We start from the raw sequence: 23764 nt of genomic DNA on the forward strand, positions 1-23764 counted from the left end.
TATATTATAATTATTAACTAATAAAGGAGTTATATATTTATGACATTAGAAATAGCTATTTTTCTTTCAATGAATGGGCAAGCAAAGGAGGCAATTAATTTTTATACACGTAATTTAGAGGCCAAGAAGTTAATGATTGTTACGTATGAAGAACTGGCCAAAAGAGATAGTTCTTTTGAAATTACAAGTGAAAATAAAGATCATATTGCCCACTCTGTTTTACAAATTGGGAATACAAAGCTAATGATAGCCGAAGATACAATGAACCCTACTGAACGTTATAGCGTTGGAAATAACATGTCACTTTGCATTCAAAGTGCTAATTTAGAAGAAATACAAAGATTTTATAATAATTTAATTTCCGATAAGCATGTGAAAATAATCTCTCCACTAGAAAAAAATATATTTAGTGAAGCATATGGTATTATTGAAGATCCTTACGGCATACAAATCCAATTAATGTATGACAAACGACTAAAATAAATAATGAGTCATATTCGCATATTCCTAATAAAAAAAGACACGAAATTCGTGTCTTTTTTATTTTACCGCAATGACTCTACCCGTTTCACTACTTTCAGTCGCCAATTGAATCAATTTAATAACGTCTAAACCTTCTTGAGCAGTTACAGGTAGTTTTTCACCATTTAATATGCTATCTCGCACGCCTTTATAATACATGTCATAGCAGCCGACTTCTGTTGGAATACGCTCTAAGCTTTCTTCTGTTTCTAAAGTAGCAAAATTCTCTTCAGAGTCTGATCCATAACCCTTATCCCCTGGCTTCATTCCAGTCTTTAATTGTTCTTCCTGTGAATCCATACCATACTTCACGATAGAACCTTTATCTCCATGCAGTGTAAAATGTGGTCCAGCTTGCTTTACGTAACTGCTACTATGTAAAATAACGCGCTTCACTCCATAGTGAAGTACAACATGGAAGTAATCATCCACTTCTGCACCTGGTCGTTGTTTTATTACATCTGCGCTTATCGCATCTGGTTTCCCAAATAATGATAATGCTTGGTCAATTAAATGCGATCCTAAATCATATAATATACCTGATCCTGGTAAGTTCTTTTCTCTCCAGCGATCGCGTACATGTGGGCGGAAACGATCGAAATGCGCTTCATATGCGTATACATTCCCTATTCTTTTTTCTTGTAATAATTTCTTTATCGTTAAGAAATCATTATCCAAACGGCGATTATGATACACACTTAAAACGACATTATGTCGGTTCGCTAATGAAATAAGCTCTTCTCCTTCTTCAATTGAAACAACGAATGGTTTTTCCACAACAACATGCTTACCGTGTACAATTGCTTCTTTTACATATGGAAAATGGGTTGTATTCGGCGAAGTAATGACCACTAAGTCAATATCAGCTCGATTTACTAATTCATCAATTGTACCAACAACTTCAGCATTTGGTAATGCTTGTTTCACTACTTCTTCTTTTGATGATAAAATAGCACGAATATCGTATTCTTCTATCGTTTGTAATAACGGGATGTGAAATGTTGTACTAGAAAATCCAAATCCTACAATCCCTACACCTATTTTTTTCATGTTGCCCCTCCATTTGTCCCGTTTTAACGGGCAGTAAGATTCCTAACTCAAAACTCAGCGAAAGCAAAGAAATTAGGTGAGGAATCAACTGCTCGTAAAAACCCGATTGGTTCAACTAATAATCAGTGGGGATAAAGAAAATCCCCACTGATTAAAGTTTCACTTTATGAGAACGATTTCATTATTATAACAAGATTATTTTTATATACATAATGATTTGCTTAGAAAAAAGCATCTTGCTATCATTCATAGCAAGATGCTCCCTTTATCCCGCATTAACGCGCAGTAAGACTCCCACCTCAAAATAAGGGGAATGCGAGGGAAGTTAGGCGGGAGACCAACTGCCCGTAAAAGCCCGATTGGTGAAGGCTAATAATCAGTGGGGGATGGAAAAAACCCCCACTGATTAAAGTTTCACTTTATTCCGTTCTTTTCTTTGTCCACGTTTCAATTACTTCACCAGTATCATTAACATCTAGTACTAAACTACCATTACTATACCGGTCTTTATTTCGAAACGCTTTCGGATCAATTTCTTCTACAATGTGTTTCTCTGTCTTCATGTAAACTAATTCATCATCTCGAACAATTTCAATACCGACAATGCGGTACGGATTACGTTTTAACTCTTTAAAAATTACAAGGCCTCGCTTCGCCCTCGTTGATTTCTCAATTTCCGATGCCTTTATACGTTTCACAGCACCTCGCTGCGTAACGAGAATAAGTTGATCTTTTTCACCATTTAACGGTTTACCAGAAGCAACATAGTCATCTTCTTTTAAATTAATTGCTTTCACACCAGCTGCTCTGACACCAACTGGACTTACTTCTTCTTCATTGAATACAAGTGCATATGCACCATGTGTTGCAAGAACAATATCACTTGTCCCATCTGTCGCAAATATATCAACAACTTCATCATCTTTTTTCAAGTTTACAGCAACGAATGCCCGTGAATAACGCTGCACTTTATATTGGTTTAATTCTGTTTTCTTAATCATACCGTTTCGTGTAACAAATACGATAAATCGTTTTTCTTCTTCAAAATTCGGTACGACTGTTGCCCAAATTAACGATTCATCTCGCTCGAGTGAAACAAGATTCGCAACGTGTTGACCTAAATCTTTCCAACGAATTTCTGGCATTTCATACACAGGAAGATAAATATAATTTCCTTTGTTCGTAAATAAAAGAACGGTTTCTGTCGTGTTTGTATCGAAACGCTCAAGTAAGATGTCACCCTCTTTCATACCGAAGTATTTCCCGTTCGATGCATTATGCGAACGCCAACCTGTTCGTTTCACATAGCCTTCTTTCGTTACAGTAACGATGACATCTTCTTGCGGAATCATAACTTCCACATCGATTTTAATTTCTTCAATTTCCTCTTCAATTATCGCACGGCGATTATCACTATATGTTTTCTTTACTCTCTTCAAATCTGTTTTAATAACTTGAAAAAGTCTTTTTTCACTTTGTAAAATTGACTGTAACTCTATAATTTTCTTACTAAGTTCTGCTGCTTCTTGCTCTAGCGCTGTAATATCTGTATTTGTTAAACGATATAATTGCAGTGAAACAATTGCTTCTGACTGCGCCTCTGTAAATCCAAATTTCGCACTTAAATTATCTTTCGCATTACGCTTATCTTTAGACCCACGGATTGTTTCAATCACTTCATCTAAAATTGATAATGCTTTCTTTAAACCTTCTACAATATGCTGGCGATTTTCTGCTTTTCTTAATTCATATTGTGAGCGTCTTGTAACAACTTCTTTCTGATGTCCAATATATGCATCCAAAATCTTAGGTAATGTCATAAGTGTCGGACGACGATTATTTATCGCTACCATATTAAAGTTGTATGGAATTTGTAAATCTGTATTTTTATATAAATAATTTAAAATACCTTCAGCATTCGCTTCTTTTTTTAATTCTACAACGATACGAAGACCTGTACGATCTGTCTCATCACGTACTTCAGCAATTCCATCTAGCTTTTTATCTATACGTAATTCATCCATTTTCTTAACAAGATTCGCTTTATTTACTTCGTACGGAATTTCTGTAATAACGATTTGTTGCTTCCCGCCACGAATCGTTTCAACCTCTGCTTTTCCGCGAATAATAATTTTACCTTTACCTGTTTCATACGCTTTTTTAATGCCATCTATCCCTTGTATAATACCACCTGTAGGGAAATCTGGTCCTTTAATAACTGTTAACAAGTCCTCCACAGAACTATTCGGTTGATCGATACGCATAATTGTAGCATCAATTACTTCTCCAAGATGATGCGGTGGAATTTCTGTTGCATAACCAGCGGAAATCCCTGTAGATCCGTTCACTAATAAGTTCGGGAACATTGCCGGTAATACAATAGGTTCTTCACTCGTATCATCAAAGTTTGACACGAATTCTACTGTTTCTTTATCAAGATCACGTAATAACTCAGATGCGATTGGTGATAAACGTGCTTCCGTATAACGCATTGCCGCTGCTGGATCCCCATCAACACTACCATTATTTCCGTGCATTTCAACTAAAACATTACGTACTTTCCAAGTTTGACTTAAACGGACCATCGCCTCATATACAGAGGAATCACCATGTGGATGATAATTACCGATAACATTACCTACTGTTTTAGCTGATTTACGAAACGCTTTATCATGTACGTTTCCTTCTACATACATAGAATATAAAATACGTCTTTGTACCGGTTTTAAACCGTCACGCGCATCTGGAAGCGCGCGGTCTTGAATAATATATTTACTATAACGTGCAAAGCGGTCACCTAACACGTCTTCAAGCGGGAGGTCATGAAACTTCTCTGCCTGCATGTTATTCCACCTCCGTCTCCATAATCATTTCATTTTCTAAAATATTTCCTTCTTCTTGCATACCAAATTGTACATTACGCTCAATCCATTTACGGCGAGGTTCTACTTTATCCCCCATCAATGTCGTAACTCGGCGCTCAGCTCTTGATGCATCGTCAATTTTCACACGGATTAACGTACGTGTTTCAGGGTTCATCGTTGTTTCCCATAATTGATCGGCATTCATTTCGCCAAGTCCTTTATAGCGCTGCAGCATGTAGCCTTTACCGACCTTTTTCGTTACACCACCTAATTCTTCATCAGACCATGCATATTCAATTACTTCACTTTTCCCTTTTCCTTTACTTACTTTATATAAAGGTGGAAGTGCGATAAATACTTTACCAGCTTCAATAAGTGGTTTCATATAACGGTAGAAGAACGTCAGTAGTAACACTTGAATATGTGCTCCATCCGTATCTGCATCGGTCATAATAACAACTTTATCGTAGTTAATATCTTCAACAGCGAACTCATTCCCTACGCCGCCGCCAATTGCGTAAATAATCGTATTGATCTCTTCGTTCTTAAAAATATCAGCAAGCTTTGCTTTTTCCGTGTTAATTACTTTACCACGTAATGGTAGCACCGCTTGGAAACGACGATCTCGCCCTTGCTTTGCTGAACCACCAGCCGAGTCACCCTCTACTAAATACAATTCGTTTTTCTGAGGATTACGTGATTGTGCAGGTGTTAACTTCCCGCTTAAAGTACCTTCTGATTTTTTCTTCTTCTTACCAGTACGCGCTTCTTCTCTCGCTTTACGAGCAGCCTCACGTGCTTGTGCTGCTTTAATTGCCTTTCTCACAAGAAGCGTAGCTACATCCGGGTTTTCTTCTAAAAAGTAAGCTAAATGCTCAGATACAATTGCATCAATTGAAGAACGAGCTTCACTTGTACCTAGTTTCCCTTTCGTTTGCCCTTCAAACTGGAGTACGTCTTCTGGTACACGTACAGAAACAATCGAAGCTAATCCTTCTCGAATATCTGTACCCTCTAAATTTTTGTCTTTTTCTTTTAATAAAGAAACTTTACGAGCATACTCATTGAACACACGTGTCATTGCTGTTTTAAATCCAGCTTCGTGTGTACCACCGTCTTTTGTACGTACATTATTTACAAACGAAAGAATGTTTTCTGAGTAACCATCATTAAACTGAAAGGCTAACTCTGCTTCAATTCCATTTTGCTCACCCGAGAAATATACAACTGGATGAATCGAATCTTTCTCTTCGTTTAAGTATGAAACGAAAGCCTCAATTCCTGTTTCATAATGAAACACATCTTCTAAATCATTACGTTCATCTTTTATCGAGATTTTCATTCCTTTTAATAAGAATGCAGATTCACGTAATCTCTCACATAATGTTTCATAATTATAATTTGTTGTGCTGAAAATAGTTGTATCTGGTTTGAAGTGCATCGTTGTACCAGACTCTTTCGTTTTCCCGATTTTCTCTAACGTCGTTGCAGGAGTACCACCATTTTCAAAGCGTTGTTCATAAATGCTACCATCTCGCTTGATCGTTACTACTAGCCATTCTGATAAGGCGTTTACAACTGATGCCCCAACACCGTGTAAACCACCACTCGTTTTATAGCCTCCTTGGCCAAACTTACCACCAGCATGAAGTACTGTTAAAATAACTTCAGGTGTCGGCTTTCCAAGCTTATGCATTCCCGTAGGCATTCCTCGCCCTTTATCAATTACGCTAATACTATTATCTTTATGTATTACGACAGAAATTCCGTCGCCAAATCCCGCTAATGCTTCATCAACGGAGTTATCTACTATTTCATATACTAAATGATGCAATCCACGGCTATCCGTACTCCCGATATACATACCCGGGCGTTTTCGAACGGCTTCAAGTCCTTCTAACACTTGAATTGCATCTTCATTATATTGGAACTGATGCTTCGCCAAACTCCTTGCCCCTTTCCTAATCAAATCAGAACATATGTTTCTATTATAGAATAACGCCTCGACTATAGTTTTGGCAAGTTATCTTATCTCTTTTATATACTATTTTCAATAGAAAAATCCTTGTTTTTTTTCACAAGGATTCCTCTAGGCTACTATTTCAGAAAAATAATCGTTTGTCAACGAGAAATGGATATGTATTCCAACATTATACATTCCAAACCTTTATCATGATCCAAATGATCAATATCCAAAATGGGATAACAAGTAACAATCCCCAAAAACAGCCTTTAAAAAATCTCATGATGAACACCTCGTTCATCCGCCCTACTTATGTAAAAAGCGAGGGCTGAATCAATCTTTCTATCTTTAAAATCTATACTATTTTGTCATTACATGCTCTACTTTAATGCAACGATCCATTATTACTGTGTACCCTTTTTCTTGTAAAAGTTTATATGTATCTTCATCTTGTACTCCTAATTGTGCCCAGAAAACATCTGCATCAATCTCTACAAACTCTTTCGCAACATCCTTTAAAAATTCTGAGCGACGAAACACATTTACAATATCAACATGTTCTTTAATATCCGTCAGTGAAGAAACCGCCTTTTCTCCGAGTACTTCATCTACTGTTGGATTTACTGGAATAATGCGGTACCCAGCATCTTGCATTGCTTTTGAAACCATATACGATGTGCGTTCTGGCTTATCTGATAATCCAACAACTGCAATCGTTTTACTTTTCTTTAATACTTCACCAATTTCCGTACGAGTTGGGTTTTCAATTATCATAATTTATCCCTCCTATTCCTTTAGTATATCCGATAAAGAAAGTCTCTTTCAACATGAAAGAGACTTTCTTTTATTCCGATTATTGATTCTTTGTAGCTGAATTATCTGCTAATGTAGCTGTTTTCGTCATTTTTTGGCCATTGCGATAGAATGTAACTTCTACTTTCTCGCCTACTTTTTTCTTTTCATATAAATATTTACGGAATTGAAGTGAATTCTCTACTTTTTGATCATCTAACGCTACTACTATATCATATTGCTCTAAACCAGCTTTTTCTGCAGGTGATATTGGATAAATTTTACCTAATACAACGCCGTTTGTTACTTCTTTCGGTACTTTTAATTGATTTACTGCATAAGCTTGCACATCTTCTAATGAAACGACACCTACTCCTAGTGCTGGACGTTTCACCACTCCTTCTTTTTCAAGGGATTCAATAACTGGCTTTGCAATATTAATTGGAATAGCAAATCCAATTCCTTCAACTTCTTGTTGTGCAATTTTACTTGAATTAATCCCAATTATTTCACCGTTTTGATTAAATAACGCACCACCACTATTACCTGGGTTAATCGCTGCATCTGTTTGAATAACTTGAGCATTCCAATCTGCACGCTTATCGCCATCAATATCTACTGGAATTTCACGTTCTTTGCTACTAATAATACCTTCTGTTACACTTCCATCAAACCCTAGTGGGTTACCGATTGCAATCGCTTTTTCACCCGCACGAAGTTTACTTGAATCACCTAAAGTGGCAACTTTATTTACATTAGATCCATCAATTTCTACAACCGCTAAATCTAACCAAGGGTCTTTCCCTACAAGCTTTGCATCTACCTTTTTACCATCACTTAGTTTTACAGCAAGTTTATTTGCTCCATCTACTACATGGTTGTTCGTTACAATATACGCTTTATTTCCTGCTTTTTTATAAATAACACCTGATCCTGAGCCAGCTTGTTGCTCTTGGCCTGTCGGTTGCATTGCAAATGGATCAACACTTTGTTGCATATTAATAACACCTACAACAACATCCTTCGCGCCTTCGATCATTCCCGGTAAATCAGTTTCATTTTTCGCTTTATTTACAACTGGAACTACAGTTCCTTCTACTTGTTTATTAGAATTGAATGACGAAACAGCTGCATTATTATTTTGCACCCATGGCATGTACGGTGCTGCAAAACTAATCGAAACCGCCCCGACTACAGCTCCAACTAAACCTGTGAAAAAATATCCTTTTTTACTACCTGATTTTTTCACTTCTCTCGTTTCACTATGCTCTTCATTCAAATTCGGTCCGTCGTAATATCCCATGTTTTATTTCCCCTCCCTGGTGAATTCGTACTTTCAGTATAGTCACATTTTGTGTCCTTCTTGTGAACTCATCGTGAAATCCAATTAAAAAAATACTCCTATCTACCATTGTAGACAAGAAAAGTATTTTTTGTACATTCCACCTACAAAGGAGAGTGTAAATTTGCTATATCCCAAAGCCGGGATGCATAGTAACTTAAAGGTTATTCTTCGAATTTGTAACCTACTCGAATAACAGTGCCGATATGCCTCGCCTTATCTCCTAGCTTATTTCGCAGTTTTTTAATATGTGTATCAACCGTTCGGTCATCACCGTAGTAATCATATCCCCATAACTGATCTAATAAATGTTGACGTGACAACACAATTCCTTTGTTCTCCATTAAATAAACAAGAAGTTCGAACTCCTTATGTGTCAATATAATTTCTTCACCATCTACTAAAACTGTTCTAGATAGTCGATTCACTTCTATTCCAGCTAAAGACATAGTATTTTCTTCTGATACTCCTACCGCTCCATCCGCACGTTTCAATAACGTCTTTGCACGAGCTACTAACACTTTCGGACTAAAAGGTTTTGTTACATACTCATCTGCACCTAGTTCAAAGCCTAGTAATGTATCATCCTCATCAGAACGTGCTGTCAGCATAATGATTGGTACCGCTGACTCTTTTCTAATTCGTCTACAAACAGACCAACCATCTATTTCTGGTAACATAATATCTAACATAATTAAATCAATTGTATGTTCAGCAAATAATTCTAACGCTTTTTTTCCATCTTCCGCTTCGATTACTTCAAAGCCTTCATTACGAAAATAATCACTAACAATTTCACGTAATCTTCTTTCATCTTCAACAAGTAATACTGTTTTATTCATATAACCTATCCCGCCTTTTTACTCTTTCAATCGAATAATACGTTGATTGGAGCTTCCGCGAAATGGAAGTGTTAAATCTTTTTTATCAAGTTCAAATCTTCCATCGACCAAAACATCCCCATAATGTAACAATTCTATCATATCATTATTTTGAGCACTCTGTATCTCTTCTAACCTGTAACCTGTATAAATCCATAGATTTTTTCTCAAATCCTTCACTGCTTTTGCTACTTTTTTCACTTCAGCAGCTTGAAAAAATGGATCTCCGCCTGAAAATGTTACATCGGTTAATGAATTTTTTTCAATCTCTTTCACAATTTCTTCTACCGTCATTTCAGTTCCATTGCAAACATTCCATGATTTCGGATTATGGCAACCGATACAACGATGCGGACAGCCCGCAAAAAACACGACTGTCCGCAATCCTTCTCCATCTACTACACTATCATGAATGATATTCATAACTTTCATTTATGCTTCACCCGATCCATCTCTTCACTACGTTTCGCGCTATTCCACTTTGACATATCTCCAACAAGATATCCTGTTATGCGGCGAATTCTTTCTATTTCATTCTCATCTTCATTCCCACAACTCGGACATTCATTCCCGATAATGCCATGATAACTACAGCACTTACAACGATCAACAGGATGGTTAATTGAACCGTACCCAACGCCATTCTCTGCCATCGCTTGCACAATTTGCTTTAATGCCTTTTTGTTATGCATAGCTGCTCCGTCTAGTTCAATATACGTAATATGTCCCCCGTTACATAGGGCATGGAAAGGTCCTTCTAAACGAATTTTATTTATCGCTTGAATGTTATAATAAACTGGAATATGGAATGAATTCGTATAGTAATTATGGTTCGTTATACCGCTAATCTCACCAAATTCTTCTCTATCTTTTTTCACAAACTTACCTGATAAACCTTCTGCAGGCGTTGCAATTACAGAGAAATTGAGTTGATGTTCTTCCATCGCCTTATCCATGCTCTCTCTCATAAAGGAAATAATTTCATATCCAAGCTTCCACGATTCTTCATTTTCTCCATGATGCTTTCCAGTTAACGCTACTAAACATTCTGCAAGACCGATAAAACCAAGACTTAACGTCCCTTGTTTTAAAATCGGTGCCACAGCATCTTCAGGTTGTAACGTCTCTCCACCACGCCATACACCTTGTGAATATAAGAACTGAAAATCTCTTGCTCTCTTTGTACATTGATAAGCAAATCTCTCTAATAATTGCTTAACGCCTAAATCTAAATAATAACTTAGCGCTTCAAAAAACGCTTCTTTCGATCCACTAATTAGCGCTAATTTCACTAAATTAATAGAAGTAAACGATAAATTCCCTCTTCCAATTGCTGTTTCTTCCCCATGTATATTAGACATAACACGAGTACGGCACCCCATATAACATACTTCACTTTCAGGTCGACCATCATAATGCACAGCATTAAACGGAGCATCTAAAAACGAAAAGTTAGGGAATAATCGCTCAGCGGTCGTTTCTAACGCTAATTCAAATAAATCATAGTTCGGATCACACTCTTCAAAGTTCACGCCTTTTTTCATTTTGAAAATTTGAATAGGAAAAATCGGTGTTTCCCCTTTACCAAGTCCAGCTTGCGTCGCTTTTAAAAGTTGCTTAATTAAAAGTCTTCCCTCTTTCGATGTGTCTGTTCCGTAGTTAATAGAAATAAATGGTACTTGTCCCCCGCCCCTACTATGCATACTATTTGAATTATGAACGAAAGCCTCACACGCCTGATACGTATCATTTTCTGTCTCTTTCCATGCAAATTCCTCTATTTGTTCTTTCGTAAGCGGATATGACTGTAGTCGTTTTTTATGTCTCTTTACTGTTTTTCTCACATATGGAGCTAAATCAATATCAAAGAGTGCAAACGATTGACCACCGTGCTGCATATTTTGATTCGCCTGAAAAATAATTGAAGAAAGCGCCAACGCACTTTTAATGTCTTGCGGTTGTCTCATATGTCCATGTCCAGTATGAAAACCGTTAGCTAGCATTTGCGCTAACGGAATTTGCGAACAAGTCGTCGTTCCTGTTGCATAAAAATCTAAATCATGTGGATATAATATATTTTGATCTATCGCTTTTTTCACTTGATCTGATAATAATTTTTCTACTGCATAATACTTTGCGCTCTCAGATGCGAACGTTCCCATTACTCCCATTGGAGATCGACCATCTACATTTGCATTTTCCTGCATTAAATCTTGTTCATTACCGTGGATAATTGTCTCAAATACTTTCATTAATTCTTCTCCACGTACATTTTGTTTCAACATTCATAACCCTCCACCAACATGTTGTTGTCTTTTGATTAAAATCATACAACATATAGTTCTTCTGTTCCTGTGAAAAATGTAACATTCCTGTGAAAGTTTTTTTAAAAATTAATGACTTTTTCATTTATAAAAAAGAAATGTGCTCTTTACAAATGTATGGTACAATAAATGGGAAAAACTCTTTTTACCCTTTATCAACACATTTGTATAAAGGAGACTGAACTCATGGTTATTACATATCTTTTATTTATCGTTGCCTATCTACTCGGTTCGATTCCATTTGCATTAGTCGTTGGAAAAATTGGTTATGGAATCGACATTCGTGAGCATGGAAGCGGTAATCTAGGCGGAACAAATACATTCCGTACATTAGGGAAAAAAGCAGGTTTTATCGTAACAATTGCTGACATTTTAAAAGGTACATTAGCAACAGGTCTACCGATTATTTTCGGGTCAGATATTCACCCACTATGGTTTGGATTAGCCGCTGTTCTTGGACATGTCTATCCGATCTTCGCAAAATTCCGCGGGGGGAAAGCAGTTGCAACTTCTGCTGGGGTACTATTATGCTATTCACCAGTTGTTTTTGCAATATTAGCTGTTGTCTTTTTCAGCCTTTTATTTACAACAAGATACGTATCACTTTCTTCTATGATAACAGCTGTCGTTGCTGTTATTGCATCCATTGTTAGCGGGGATAAAATCTTCATTATTGCGATGTGTTTATTAGCAGGTATGGTTATTTATAAACACCGTGCAAATATCGGACGAATTATAAATAAAACTGAACCAAAAGCAAACTTTTCAAAAAAGCAAAAATAAGATCGTAACCCACATAACGCAAAAAGAAAACGTGAAGCATATTAATAGCGTCTTTTTGCGTTATTTTTTATACTAAAAGAAAAAGCAACATAATTTGGAGGAACTATACATGAATCTTTCCGTAACAAAAGAAGCAGCACAATGGTATAAAAACGAATTAAACTTACAATCGGGTGAAACAATACGCCTTTTCGTACAATACGGCGGTTGCAGTACTGTGCAAAAAGGACTTTCTTTAGGTATTCGTAAAGATGACCCTGCGCACCCTGCTGTTCAAACTCAAGAAGAAGGTATTAACTTCTTTATTGAAGGCGATGATGAGTGGTTCTTCGATGGACATAATTTATTAGTTACACTTAACGACGGTGATGATTTCCCTCAATTTAATTATGAAAAATAAAAAAGCGTGGCTTCTGCCACGCTTTTTTTATCCCGCTATTTGCGGGTAGTAAGACCCCCACTGATTAAAGTTTCACTTTATTTCTTTTTAATTTCCTCATATTTCGCATACCACTCAGGATATAATTTTTTAAATGATACAGGGCGGAACCCTTCTTTTTTCGCACAAATATTCGTCGTGCTTGCAGTAATACAAAGTTCGCCATCACCATTATAAATTTCATATCCATATACAACGCGGAGCGGGCTCACAGTATCAACCCAAGTTTTCACAATAGCTTTTTCTCCGTAACGCATCGCTTTACGATATGAAATTTGCAAGTCTAATACAGGAGAAATAATTCCCTCTTTCTCCATTTCAACATATGAAAATCCTAATTCTTGTATAAGTTTAGTGCGCCCAAGTTCTAGCCACACTAAATAGTTTGAATGGTAAACAACACCCATCTGGTCTGTTTCCGCATAGCGGATTTCAACTTCATGTTCTGCTACAAACATTTCTATTCGCCTTCTTTCACTTCTGCTACCTTGCATACATTTAATCATAATACAGTGGAATCAAAAATAAAATAAAAACAGTGAATCTTTTACCGAAAGGGGCAAGCACATGATCCAAATTGTAACTGTTCGTAGCGGTGATAGTGTTTATGGTTTAGCATCAAAGTATGGATCTACACCTGAAGAAATTGTAAAAGACAATGGACTAAATCCAGCTGAAACACTCGTTGTTGGTCAGGCACTGATCGTTAATACAAAAGGCAATAATTATTATGTACAGCCAGGTGACAGCCTTTATCGAATTTCTCAAACGTATAACGTCCCTCTCGCCAGTTTAGCTAAAGTTAATAACCTTTCATTAAAATCTATTCTCCATGTCGGACAGCAATTATATATACCGAAAGGAACAAAACGAGCAGTAGAATCCATTGCTTATTTACAGCCTTCAACAATACCGATAAAAGAAAGTTTAGTAAATGCTACACGTGCTATTAATCCATTTTTAACATATTTAGCCTACTTCAGCTTTGAAGCAAAAAGAGACGGCACTTTAAAAGAACCGACGGAAACAGCGAAAATCGCTAATATTGCAACGCAAGGTAACACCATCCCTATGCTCGTTATTACAAATATTGAAAATGGAAATTTCAGTGCCGATCTGACCTCGGTTATTTTACGCGATGCAACAATTCAAAACAAGTTTATTACTAACATTTTGCAAACAGCTGAAAAATATGGCATGCGAGACATTCATTTCGATTTCGAGAGTGTGGCACCTGAAGATCGCGAAGCGTATAATCGTTTTTTACGAAATGTGAAAACACGCTTACCTAGCGGATACACATTAAGTACAACACTTGTACCGAAAACGAGCTCAAATCAAAAAGGGAAATTTTTTGAGGCTCACGATTATAAAGCACAAGGACAAATTGTTGATTTCGTCGTCATTATGACATACGACTGGGGTTGGCAAGGTGGACCACCGATGGCGATTTCCCCTATTGGTCCTGTAAAAGAAGTACTTCAATATGCAAAATCTCAAATGCCCCCACAAAAAATTATGATGGGGCAAAATTTATATGGATTTGATTGGAAACTTCCTTTCAAACAAGGGAATCCACCGGCAAAAGCAGTTAGCTCTGTCGCAGCTGTTGCACTTGCTCGTAAATACAATGTTCCTATCCGCTATGATTTCACAGCCCAAGCTCCACATTTTAATTACTTTGATGAAAACGGCGTACAACACGAGGTTTGGTTTGAAGATTCGAGGTCTATTCAAAGTAAATTCAATTTAATGAAAGAACAAGGCATTGGCGGTATTAGTTACTGGAAGATTGGTCTACCATTCCCACAAAATTGGCGTTTACTCGTTGAAAACTTTACAATTACGAAAAAAGGCTGACGAAAGTCAGCTTTTTAAATATTTTTATAATATTATCCAAACACACAAAAAGGAGAATGATGACATTCTCCTTTTTTTAACCGTTATCAACAATTGGTTGTTTGCCAGTTTGGTCTTGCATTTGCTTTCCTTTATTGCCACCAGCTTTTTTCGATTGTGTTCCAATTTGATTTGGTGCAAAGTCTTTTGAATTCTTTTTCGGATTACCCATTACTATCGCCTCCTTAACACTAGTATCGTACTAGTGTTAAGAATTATTCAGCCTGCTTAAAAAGTTTCATTTCATAACGTTTTTCAATTCGTTTTTCAATTCGATCCATTGCATCACGATCGCTTAATAATTGTTGTTTATTTTCATTTACAAGTTCTTCAAACGATCTACGGCGACTTCTTCTCATGTTGCTCACCCTTTCTTCTACGCTTTCTTATTACATAGTATGAGCAAATGAAAAACTCTTTAATCAGATTTGTAAGAAAATTTTATGTTTTGATAAAAAATCCCATGCGCATATATTGCACATGGGATTTTTTACACCATCGTATTTAAATATTTTTTAATTTCTTCATCCGCATTTACTTTATTTGCTCTATATTCATCCAGCGCTCGTAATACAGAATCGTATTCTGCTACAATGTAGCTCTCTAGCTTCAAAATGTCCTCTACACTGTCAATCATAATTCTCGTGTTGCCAATCTCACTTTTCAATGCTGCCTCGTATGTTAAGCTCGTACAAATTTCTCTTACATCGTCTTCCATTTTTTCTGTTAACACATATTTCTTTCGCCCTTTGACCTTTAACCTTATAATTGGGTAAAAGGCTTTTATATCTAAATAACTCCCAACATTCATACAACGAATCCACTCAATATCACGTTTATTTCGTACAAGCATTTCTTTTACTGCTTCAAATACCGCTGTTTCATCAAGTACTTCCTTATTCGCTTTTCTTTTTCCTTCTTCTTCAACCGCTGCACATTTTTGATAAACAGCCGCACACGTAATACAGTCGTCAAATGCATTATGAGAACTTAATCGAATTCCAAGCATTCGTTTTAACGTTTCAAGTTTATGATTAGGCGCATGCTTCATATATTTTTTCGCTAAAAACACAGTATCAATAACGTTATTTTTAGGCTCAGGTAGTCCAAGCATATTTACATTACTTTTTAAAAAACGCATATCAAAAGATGCATTATGAGCGACAATAACATTTGTATGTAAAAATGCTAAAAATAAAGGTAATACTTCTTCAATCGTCGGTGCATCTGAAACACGATAATTTGTAATACCTGTTAAACTTGTTATTCGGTCCGGAATTGAACGCTCTGGATTCACATAAGAAACAAATTGATCTACTAGTTCATGATTATGATATTTCACTGCTGCAACTTGAATAATTTTATCATTATAAGGGTTAAATCCTGTTGTTTCAAAATCAATTACAACATAATCTAACGGTAAGGATATATTCCCCACTCCAAACACTCCTTTACCTCTAAACGTTTATATTTCTTTTATCATAACATGCTGCTATCACTACGTGAAAAAGAAAAGGCAGAAATGGTAACTTTCCACCTCTACCTTTTCACCGTTATTTTAATTTAGCAATCCGTTTCTCCATCTCTTTTTGCGTCATCGGTCCAATGAACTTATCTTGAATGACACCTTCTGTATCAATAAAATAAGAAGTTGGAATGGTAATTACTTTATACGCTGTTGTCACATCAATGTTCTTGTCCAATAAAATAGGAAAAGTAATTCCTTTTTCTTTAGCGAAGTTCCTTACCTTTTCTTCTCCCCCTCCTTTTTCTGAAGGAGTATAGTTTATAGCTAAAATTTCTACGTTTTCTTTATGTTCTTTATAAAAGGCCTCCATATCAGGCATTTCTTGCTGACAAGGCCCACACCACGTTGCCCAAAAGTTTAAAATAACTTTCTTTCCTTTTAAATTGGATAACTTTACATTCGTTCCATCTATCTTTGCTAATTCAAAATCTGGTGCGCTCTTTCCAATTTCAATACCGTTCCTTGCGAAAATCTCTTTCATAGTAGCTTCACTTTTGGCAGGTTTTTCTTGTACTACTTGATCCTTTTCCGCAAATTGTTCATAAGCTGCATATCCCGCTAAACAAAGTAACACTACAATAATGGTAAGCTTCCGCCACATATTATATCACCCTTACGTGTTTATCTTCTTATAACATAATCACCAAAATACTATATACCTTATTTTAGCTTATACGGACAAGCTTGGAAATATTCACATTCGAAATAGTTAGAATACTTTCGGTTAAGATGAAATATTTACCTTTTTATCATATAATTAGAAATAAATACAAAACCTGCGAGGTGATATGTATTTTACAATTACTTATCAACCCTTTTACTTTTGTTTTCTTCACTTTACCGTTACTATGTATTTTTTTAGCGCCTTACTATACAAATTCAAATGGGCTGTAATTATTATTTCTTTTACTGTTCCACTTATATTTTTCATTATCGTCTCGGGATTTGATATACACCTAGCTTTACAAAACTTAGACGCTTGGATTGTTTATAGTTCTGTTTATTCTGTACTTTCCTACATAACGGCAGCGCTAATACGAAGAAAATTGCACATGTAGCACTTTCAAAAAGGGGGATTTTTATGAATTTATTAAAAAAAATACTATTATATATTCTTAGTTTTATATTTTCCCCAATCGGGATTATCACTTGGATCATCTCGCTCTTCAGTAAAGATCCTGAAAAAAAGCAAGTTGGACGTATTTGTCTCTTTATCGCTTTAATCTCATTTATCCTTTTAGCCGGCCTCGGTATTCTTACTTTCTTCACAATGACTATCACCACCACTACTATACAATAATTATAGAAAGGATGATTATTTTGGGAGAACATCCTATAAGTAAAGAACTTCGCTATATACGACTATGTTTAGTTGTTTTAGTAATCGTTCTTTTATTTTTCAACGGTGAAAGAGTTGTTGAAATTTCTACAAATCATGATGCCGTAGAAAACGTTTCAACCAGTAATATGACACAGATTGCTGAAAATACATTTGCTATTCAAGAATATAATCCATCACTAAGTAGCGAACGTACGGTCAAAATTTTCAAATATAATCCGGATACAAATCAACTTACTCTAGTCAAAGAGTTTAGCACTAACGATACTGAGTCTTATACGTATCAACTTAATAAGAGTGAATAAAGATAAGAGCGCTATATAGCTCTTATCTTTTTATTAGCATCTCTTTAAACAATGACTTACACGTTAATAATTCTCTAGGATCCCCGCATTCCACAACAATTCCATTCTTCATGACCACAACTCGATCCGCTATCATCGCCCTCTCAACATCATGTGTCGTCACAATTCTCGTTACATTCCCCCCTAGCCCTTTAAGCATATTCCAAACCACTTCTTGATTGCTCAGATCTAATCCCGCAGTCGGTTCATCTAGAATAATGAGATTCGGATTTGATACAATCGCTCGCAATAACGCAAGACGCTTTCTCTCTCCTCCCGAAAACTCTTCACCGCTTTTATGTAGTACAGTCTGAATCCCTTTAGATAAACTCCTAATAATTGACTTCGCATTTACAAGTTCAATATTTTTTTCTAACTGTTTCTCTAAGACCCCTTCCCCAAAATACATATTCTCTTTTACTGTCGTCCGAAAAAAACGAGGTTCCTGCCATATGGTAGTCATACGAGCTTTATTACCGTAATAAGCAATACTACCATTAGATGGTTTATATAAACCCGTGATTAATTTTAAAAGCGTCGTTTTTCCTGCACCACTTTCCCCCACAATAATAACGAGTTCGCCAGGATTAATTTGCAAATGTATATTTTTAATTCTACATCTCTCTTCACCGTTCTCTTGAAATGAAACGTTTGTTAATTTCATTCCCATCGCTCTTTCTACATTTCTGTATTCAGCCGGTATATCTAAAAAGCCAAAAACTCGATTTGCCGAAGCAATAGCAACTTGTGTCATCATCAATAAATCACTCGCATAACGAACGGGGAAAAATAACATCTCAATTGTAGCTAATACCGCCACAAGCGAACCGACTTCCATATCCCCTTTTATTATTTTTTTTGCTCCTATAATAAGAACAACTATATATGCTCCTGTTTCTATTACCGTTCCAACTATCCCAATACAATGTTGTATCATCGTCTTCCTTACTTCAGTTTTATAAGATTGTGCCGTCACTCCTTTAAACAAATGAATTGCCCATTTTTCTTTTTGTAAACTACGTAAATCTTGTATACCTTTTACAAACTGTGACATCATCTCTACAACACTTGATTGATTTTTTTGAGCAATACTTGCAATATTTCTTACTTTTCCCCCCATAAGCATTGGAACAATTGCACTGAAAAATAAAAACGGCGCTACCCACCATATGAACTGTATATCTATATGTTGTAGCGCTATGAGCGCACCAATAAATTGTGCAATGGCGTGGATGTATTCTATTAATATAGATCCATATAACCTTATCCAATTCGGAATATCAGAAACGACTAATGTTTCTAACTCCCCTTGTTTTACCTTCTCACTTTCTTCAAATGGTAATAAGAAAAAATGACGTAATACATCTATACGCTTCTCTCGTAATATTCGCTGACTTACTTTTGAGCTTACATAATCAAATAACAGATTGTTCACCCACATCAAAAAGCGGCTCCCCGCAAACAAAGCAATATATACATACGTACCTTTTAACTCCCGCTGAATAAGGTTATCTACAATTAGCCCCATAAATAGCGGACGGGATAAATTTAAAATGGCAGCTACTATTCCGCTACAAATCGCACTAATTAGCAATAGCTTTTCTTGCAACAGCGGCAACATTATTCTTCTATACTCATTCATTGTCATTCCCCCAATTTTGCATAATAAAAGGAAAGGGATGAAACCAAATGGTTTCATCCCTTTCCCTCTGTACATAAAGTAAGGAAGCTAACAAATGTTAGCTTCCTTATCATTCATTTCAATTATTTAGTTTGACACTTTAGACTCTTCGATTTTCGAACGAAGAACCATTTGCAAGATACCACCGTGACGGTAGTAGTCAATTTCAACTTCACTATCGAAACGAGCTACTACTTCAAATTGCTTCTCTTTTCCTTCTGCATCGATTGCAACTACTTTTACAAGATCGCGTGGTCTAACCGTTTTGTCAATTTGAATTTCAAATGACTCGTCACCAACAAGACCTAATGTTTCAGCACTGTCGCCATCTTTAAATTGTAATGGTAATACGCCCATTAACACTAAGTTACTGCGGTGAATACGCTCGAAGCTTTCTGCGATTACTGCTTTAATACCTAATAAGTTTGTACCTTTCGCAGCCCAGTCACGAGAACTTCCCATACCGTAGTCTTTACCAGCAACAACTAGAAGGCCTGTGCCATCTTCTTTATATTTCATCGCAGCATCATAGATAGATGTTACTTCACCAGTTGGCCAATATGTTGTATATCCGCCTTCTGTTCCTGGTGCGATTTGGTTTTTAATACGGATGTTTGCAAATGTACCACGCATCATAACTTCATGGTTACCACGACGAGAACCGTAAGAGTTAAAGTCGACTGGTTGTACGCCGTTTTCTAGTAAATAACGTCCAGCTGGCGTGTGCTTACCAATTGAACCTGCTGGTGAAATGTGGTCTGTTGTTACAGAATCACCAAATTTACCAACTATGCGTAAACCTGATAACGTTTCAACTTCACCTGGCTCTTTAGATAATCCTTCGAAGAACGGTGGGTTTTGAATGTATGTTGAATCATTATCCCAAGTATATAAAGCTTCATTTGAAGTTTGGATTTCATTCCAGCGCTCATTACTGTTAAATACTTGTGCATATTCTTTTTTGAACAATTCAGATGTAACAACACTTTGAACTACATCTTCAATTTCTTTAGCTGATGGCCAAATATCATTAAAGTAAACAGCATTACCATTTACATCTTTACCGATTTCATCATTTTTCAGGTCAATATCAACAGTACCTGCAAGTGCATATGCCACAACAAGTGGTGGTGATGCTAAGTAGTTTGCTTTTACAAGTGGATGAATACGACCTTCAAAGTTACGGTTACCAGATAGAACAGATGTTACTAATAAATCATTTGCTGCGATTGCTTCTTCTAATTCCTCTGCTAATGGACCAGAGTTACCGATACAAGTCGTACAGCCGTAACCAACTGTTTGGAAACCTAATTGATCTAAATACGTTGTTAAACCAGACTTATCTAAGTACTCTGTAACAACTTTAGATCCTGGTGCTAACGATGTTTTTACGTAACCAGGTACTTTAAGTCCTTTTTCAATTGCTTTCTTCGCAACTAACCCTGCTCCAATTAACACGTACGGATTTGACGTATTTGTACAGCTTGTAATTGCAGCGATTGCAATTCCACCTGTTTTCATCGTTACTTCTTGATCTTTCAATGTAACTTTCACTTCTTTATCAAACTCTTGCTCATTGAATCCAAGTCCTTGTGTTCCAACTGGTGCTACAACAGCTTTATGGAACTCCTCTTTCATATCTGAAAGCGGGATTAAATCTTGCGGACGTTTCGGTCCAGAAAGGTTAGATTCGATTGTATTTAAATCAATTTCAACAAGATCAGTATAGATTGGATCTTTACTATCTGCTGTATAGAATAAACCGTTTGCTTTACAATATTCTTCAACAACGCGAATTTGCTCTTCATCTCTACCTGTTAAACGTAAGTATTCTAATGAAATATCGTCGATTGGGAAGAATCCACAAGTTGCACCGTATTCTGGTGCCATATTTGAAATTGTTGCACGGTCAGCTAAAGGCATGCTCTTTAGTCCACTACCGAAGAACTCAACAAATTTACCAACTACACCTTTTTGACGTAACACTTGTGTTACTTTTAATGCAACATCAGTTGCTGTTGTACCACTTGGAAGTGTACCAGTTAATTTCACACCGATTACTTCAGGTACTGGGAAATATGAAGGCTGTCCAAGCATTCCTGCTTCTGCTTCAATACCACCAACGCCCCATCCAAGAACACCAATACCATTAATCATTGTTGTATGTGAGTCAGTTCCAACTAATGAATCTGGGTATGCAACTAAGTCACCTTCAGCATTTTTCACCGCATGAACAACCGGTGCCAAATATTCAAGATTTACTTGGTGTACAATACCTGTTGCTGGTGGAACTGCACGGTAGTTATCAAATGATTTCTGTGCCCAGCTTAAAAATTTATAACGTTCTTCATTACGTTTAAACTCTAAGTCCATGTTGAATGCAAGCGAGTCCGCTGTACCCGCTCTATCAACCTGTACAGAGTGGTCAATTACAAGGTCTACAGTAATTTCTGGATTAATTTTATCAGGATCTCCGCCCATATCTGCCATTGCTTTACGAAGCGAAGCCAAATCTACAACAGCTGGAACACCTGTGAAGTCTTGTAAGATTACGCGAGATGGTTTAAACGGAACATCGATATCTTGAACATCTTTCGTTCCCCATTTCGCTAAATTTGTAACGTGTTCTTCTGTAATTACGCGTCCGTCTACTTGACGAAGTACAGATTCAAGTAAAACTTTCACGGAATATGGTAATTGAGATACGTTGCCAACCCCTGCGTTTTCAAGCGCTTTCAATTGATAATAATGATACGTCTTTCCATCTAGTTCAAAAGTTGCACGTGATTGAAATGGATTATGTTTGACCATTATGTTTCCCCCCTGTTAAACGTGACTAATTTGTCTGAATATAAAATGTAGACAAACTTTTCAATACCTTACGATAATATCTTATTACAACTTTCTAAATAAGTAAATAATAAGAAACTTATGGATTATCATAAGTTTTCTTTATCTTTCTAAATTTGAATAGTGTCCATGCTCTTTATTAATACTATTACTATAAAGTAAAGCACTCTTTCAGCGTTTTACTTTACGTTCATATATGCTATGAACGACTCATAGTTCGTCTATAAAAAACATTATAGAGGTGAGAAAAATGGGTAAACGAAAAGCCAATCATATTATTTCAGGAATGAATGCTGCATCCGCCCAAGGGCAAGGAACTGGCTATAATGAAGAGTTCGCAAATGAACCTTTAACTCCGGCAGAGCGACAAAATAATAAGAAACGAAAAAAGAATCAGTAACGAAAAATCCCAAAAGGTATACCTTTTGGGATTTTCTCTAATGTTTATAACGTAACAACTCCGAAACTGTTACAAATCGATAACCCTGCTTTTTCAGCTCAGGTAAAATTTTTGCTAATGCCGCCACTGTTTGACTACGATCACTTCCTCCATCGTGCAACAGTACAATATCTCCACTTTTAGCATTTTTCACAACATGATTTACTATGGATTCTGTACCTGGATTCGCCCAATCACGAGGGTCTTGATGCCATGACCATAGAACAATTTGATACCCAGCTCTTTTTGCCGTAGTAAATACAGCATCATTAATATATCCACCTGGTGGACGGAACAATAAAGGTTCTTTCACCCATTTTTCAAAATATTTCTTTCCATTTAAAATATCATGTTCTAATTTTTCATCTGATGAATTACTCGCATACAAATGATTCATCGTATGATTTCCGATTTCATGCCCTTCTTTCAACACTTGCTTTACTAAGTACGGATTACGCTGAACTCGAAAGCCAATCATAAAAAAAGTCGCTTCCGCTTTATATTGACGTAATAACTCTAATACTTGCGGTGTATAAGTTGGGTCCGGTCCATCATCAAATGTAATTGCGATAATTTTTTCATTATTTGGCACTTCCCATGTTACATAGCCAGTTGGCTCTAGCTCTTTTCTTAACAACATTTTAGCTTCCACTTTGTCCACTTGAAATATATGTACTGCACAAATTAAAGAAAAAATTGATAGAATAATTTTTCGTTTCAGCAT

The 23764-nt window shown here is 36.3% G+C and carries 23 protein-coding genes; 7 read left to right on the top strand and 16 right to left on the bottom strand.

Annotated features, from left to right (window positions below):
• Positions 1 to 39: 39 nt before the first annotated feature.
• Entirely contained in the window at positions 40 to 483 is a 444-nt protein-coding gene (locus QCI77_RS18000) for a VOC family protein (RefSeq protein WP_002014318.1), read from the top strand.
• 57 nt (positions 484 to 540) lie between these two features.
• Here QCI77_RS18000 and QCI77_RS18005 read toward each other — a convergent pair whose 3' ends face one another.
• The 8 genes from QCI77_RS18005 to QCI77_RS18040 all read right to left on the bottom strand — a co-directional run bounded on the left by QCI77_RS18005 (position 541) and on the right by QCI77_RS18040 (position 11699).
• Positions 541 to 1572 (bottom strand): oxidoreductase, encoded by a 1032-nt coding sequence (locus QCI77_RS18005; protein ID WP_353825315.1) that lies wholly within the window; start codon positions 1570 to 1572, stop codon positions 541 to 543.
• A 419-nt stretch (positions 1573 to 1991) separates the two neighbouring features.
• Complete coding sequence (gene parC, locus QCI77_RS18010; RefSeq protein WP_002014315.1) at positions 1992 to 4415, bottom strand: DNA topoisomerase IV subunit A; 2424 nt, start codon at positions 4413 to 4415, stop codon at positions 1992 to 1994.
• A 1-nt stretch (position 4416) separates the two neighbouring features.
• Positions 4417 to 6381 (bottom strand): DNA topoisomerase IV subunit B, encoded by a 1965-nt coding sequence (gene parE / locus QCI77_RS18015; RefSeq protein WP_353825316.1) that lies wholly within the window; start codon positions 6379 to 6381, stop codon positions 4417 to 4419.
• 378 nt (positions 6382 to 6759) lie between these two features.
• Complete coding sequence (locus QCI77_RS18020; RefSeq protein ID WP_002014313.1) at positions 6760 to 7173, bottom strand: CoA-binding protein; 414 nt, start codon at positions 7171 to 7173, stop codon at positions 6760 to 6762.
• Between the two features lie 79 nt (positions 7174 to 7252).
• Positions 7253 to 8494 carry a S1C family serine protease gene (locus QCI77_RS18025; protein ID WP_002014311.1) on the bottom strand — a complete coding sequence of 414 codons (1242 nt, stop codon included), beginning with the start codon at positions 8492 to 8494 and terminating at the stop codon, positions 7253 to 7255.
• A gap of 203 nt (positions 8495 to 8697) precedes the next feature.
• A complete protein-coding gene (locus tag QCI77_RS18030) occupies positions 8698 to 9375 on the bottom strand; it encodes a response regulator transcription factor (protein ID WP_002185181.1) in 678 nt (225 codons plus the stop codon).
• Positions 9376 to 9393: 18 nt separating this feature from the next.
• Complete coding sequence (gene nrdG, locus QCI77_RS18035) at positions 9394 to 9846, bottom strand: anaerobic ribonucleoside-triphosphate reductase activating protein (protein ID WP_002128495.1); 453 nt, start codon at positions 9844 to 9846, stop codon at positions 9394 to 9396.
• On the bottom strand, positions 9843 to 11699 hold the full coding sequence (locus QCI77_RS18040; RefSeq protein WP_131245319.1) for an anaerobic ribonucleoside triphosphate reductase: 1857 nt from the start codon (positions 11697 to 11699) through the stop codon (positions 9843 to 9845). Before QCI77_RS18040 ends, nrdG begins: the two co-directional genes overlap by 4 nt.
• A gap of 225 nt (positions 11700 to 11924) precedes the next feature.
• Between QCI77_RS18040 and plsY the strand changes: the two genes are divergently transcribed.
• Positions 11925 to 12521, top strand: coding sequence for a glycerol-3-phosphate 1-O-acyltransferase PlsY (plsY, locus tag QCI77_RS18045; protein ID WP_002014306.1), 597 nt, complete (start codon positions 11925 to 11927; stop codon positions 12519 to 12521).
• 109 nt (positions 12522 to 12630) lie between these two features.
• A complete protein-coding gene (locus tag QCI77_RS18050) occupies positions 12631 to 12921 on the top strand; it encodes a HesB/YadR/YfhF family protein (protein ID WP_002033558.1) in 291 nt (96 codons plus the stop codon).
• Positions 12922 to 12998: 77 nt separating this feature from the next.
• On the opposite strand, the gene QCI77_RS18055 is transcribed toward QCI77_RS18050, so the two are convergent.
• Positions 12999 to 13418 (bottom strand): acyl-CoA thioesterase, encoded by a 420-nt coding sequence (locus QCI77_RS18055; protein ID WP_002128497.1) that lies wholly within the window; start codon positions 13416 to 13418, stop codon positions 12999 to 13001.
• Between the two features lie 109 nt (positions 13419 to 13527).
• Between QCI77_RS18055 and QCI77_RS18060 the strand changes: the two genes are divergently transcribed.
• Positions 13528 to 14820 carry a glycoside hydrolase family 18 protein gene (locus QCI77_RS18060; RefSeq protein ID WP_002066644.1) on the top strand — a complete coding sequence of 431 codons (1293 nt, stop codon included), beginning with the start codon at positions 13528 to 13530 and terminating at the stop codon, positions 14818 to 14820.
• Positions 14821 to 14896: 76 nt separating this feature from the next.
• On the opposite strand, the gene sspN is transcribed toward QCI77_RS18060, so the two are convergent.
• From sspN to QCI77_RS18080, 4 genes are all read right to left on the bottom strand, one after another.
• Entirely contained in the window at positions 14897 to 15031 is a 135-nt protein-coding gene (gene sspN, locus QCI77_RS18065; protein ID WP_000527988.1) for an acid-soluble spore protein SspN, read from the bottom strand.
• A gap of 43 nt (positions 15032 to 15074) precedes the next feature.
• On the bottom strand, positions 15075 to 15218 hold the full coding sequence (locus QCI77_RS18070) for an FbpB family small basic protein (protein WP_002014298.1): 144 nt from the start codon (positions 15216 to 15218) through the stop codon (positions 15075 to 15077).
• Positions 15219 to 15349: 131 nt separating this feature from the next.
• Complete coding sequence (locus QCI77_RS18075) at positions 15350 to 16297, bottom strand: 3'-5' exonuclease (protein WP_016100849.1); 948 nt, start codon at positions 16295 to 16297, stop codon at positions 15350 to 15352.
• A 115-nt stretch (positions 16298 to 16412) separates the two neighbouring features.
• Positions 16413 to 16988: a TlpA family protein disulfide reductase gene (locus tag QCI77_RS18080; RefSeq protein ID WP_113769592.1), complete on the bottom strand. Its 576-nt coding sequence runs from the start codon at positions 16986 to 16988 to the stop codon at positions 16413 to 16415.
• A 480-nt stretch (positions 16989 to 17468) separates the two neighbouring features.
• Between QCI77_RS18080 and QCI77_RS18085 the strand changes: the two genes are divergently transcribed.
• The gene (locus QCI77_RS18085; RefSeq protein WP_113769591.1) at positions 17469 to 17687 is read left to right on the top strand and encodes a hypothetical protein; all 219 of its coding nucleotides are present in this window, start codon (positions 17469 to 17471) and stop codon (positions 17685 to 17687) included.
• Between the two features lie 11 nt (positions 17688 to 17698).
• Positions 17699 to 18031: a YmzC family protein gene (locus tag QCI77_RS18090; RefSeq protein WP_080019310.1), complete on the top strand. Its 333-nt coding sequence runs from the start codon at positions 17699 to 17701 to the stop codon at positions 18029 to 18031.
• A gap of 22 nt (positions 18032 to 18053) precedes the next feature.
• On the opposite strand, the gene QCI77_RS18095 is transcribed toward QCI77_RS18090, so the two are convergent.
• Positions 18054 to 19769, bottom strand: coding sequence for an ABC transporter ATP-binding protein (locus QCI77_RS18095; protein WP_113769590.1), 1716 nt, complete (start codon positions 19767 to 19769; stop codon positions 18054 to 18056).
• A gap of 69 nt (positions 19770 to 19838) precedes the next feature.
• On the bottom strand, positions 19839 to 22562 hold the full coding sequence (gene acnA / locus QCI77_RS18100; protein ID WP_088031057.1) for an aconitate hydratase AcnA: 2724 nt from the start codon (positions 22560 to 22562) through the stop codon (positions 19839 to 19841).
• Positions 22563 to 22851: 289 nt separating this feature from the next.
• Between acnA and sspO the strand changes: the two genes are divergently transcribed.
• Positions 22852 to 23001 carry a small acid-soluble spore protein O gene (gene sspO / locus QCI77_RS18105; protein WP_002033549.1) on the top strand — a complete coding sequence of 50 codons (150 nt, stop codon included), beginning with the start codon at positions 22852 to 22854 and terminating at the stop codon, positions 22999 to 23001.
• Between the two features lie 37 nt (positions 23002 to 23038).
• Here the strand turns inward: sspO and pdaB are convergent, their stop codons facing one another.
• A complete protein-coding gene (gene pdaB / locus QCI77_RS18110) occupies positions 23039 to 23764 on the bottom strand; it encodes a polysaccharide deacetylase family sporulation protein PdaB (protein ID WP_080019777.1) in 726 nt (241 codons plus the stop codon).

The organism is Bacillus cereus group sp. MG9 (assembly GCF_040459995.1).
Taxonomy (GTDB): Bacteria; Bacillota; Bacilli; order Bacillales; family Bacillaceae_G; genus Bacillus_A; species Bacillus_A mycoides.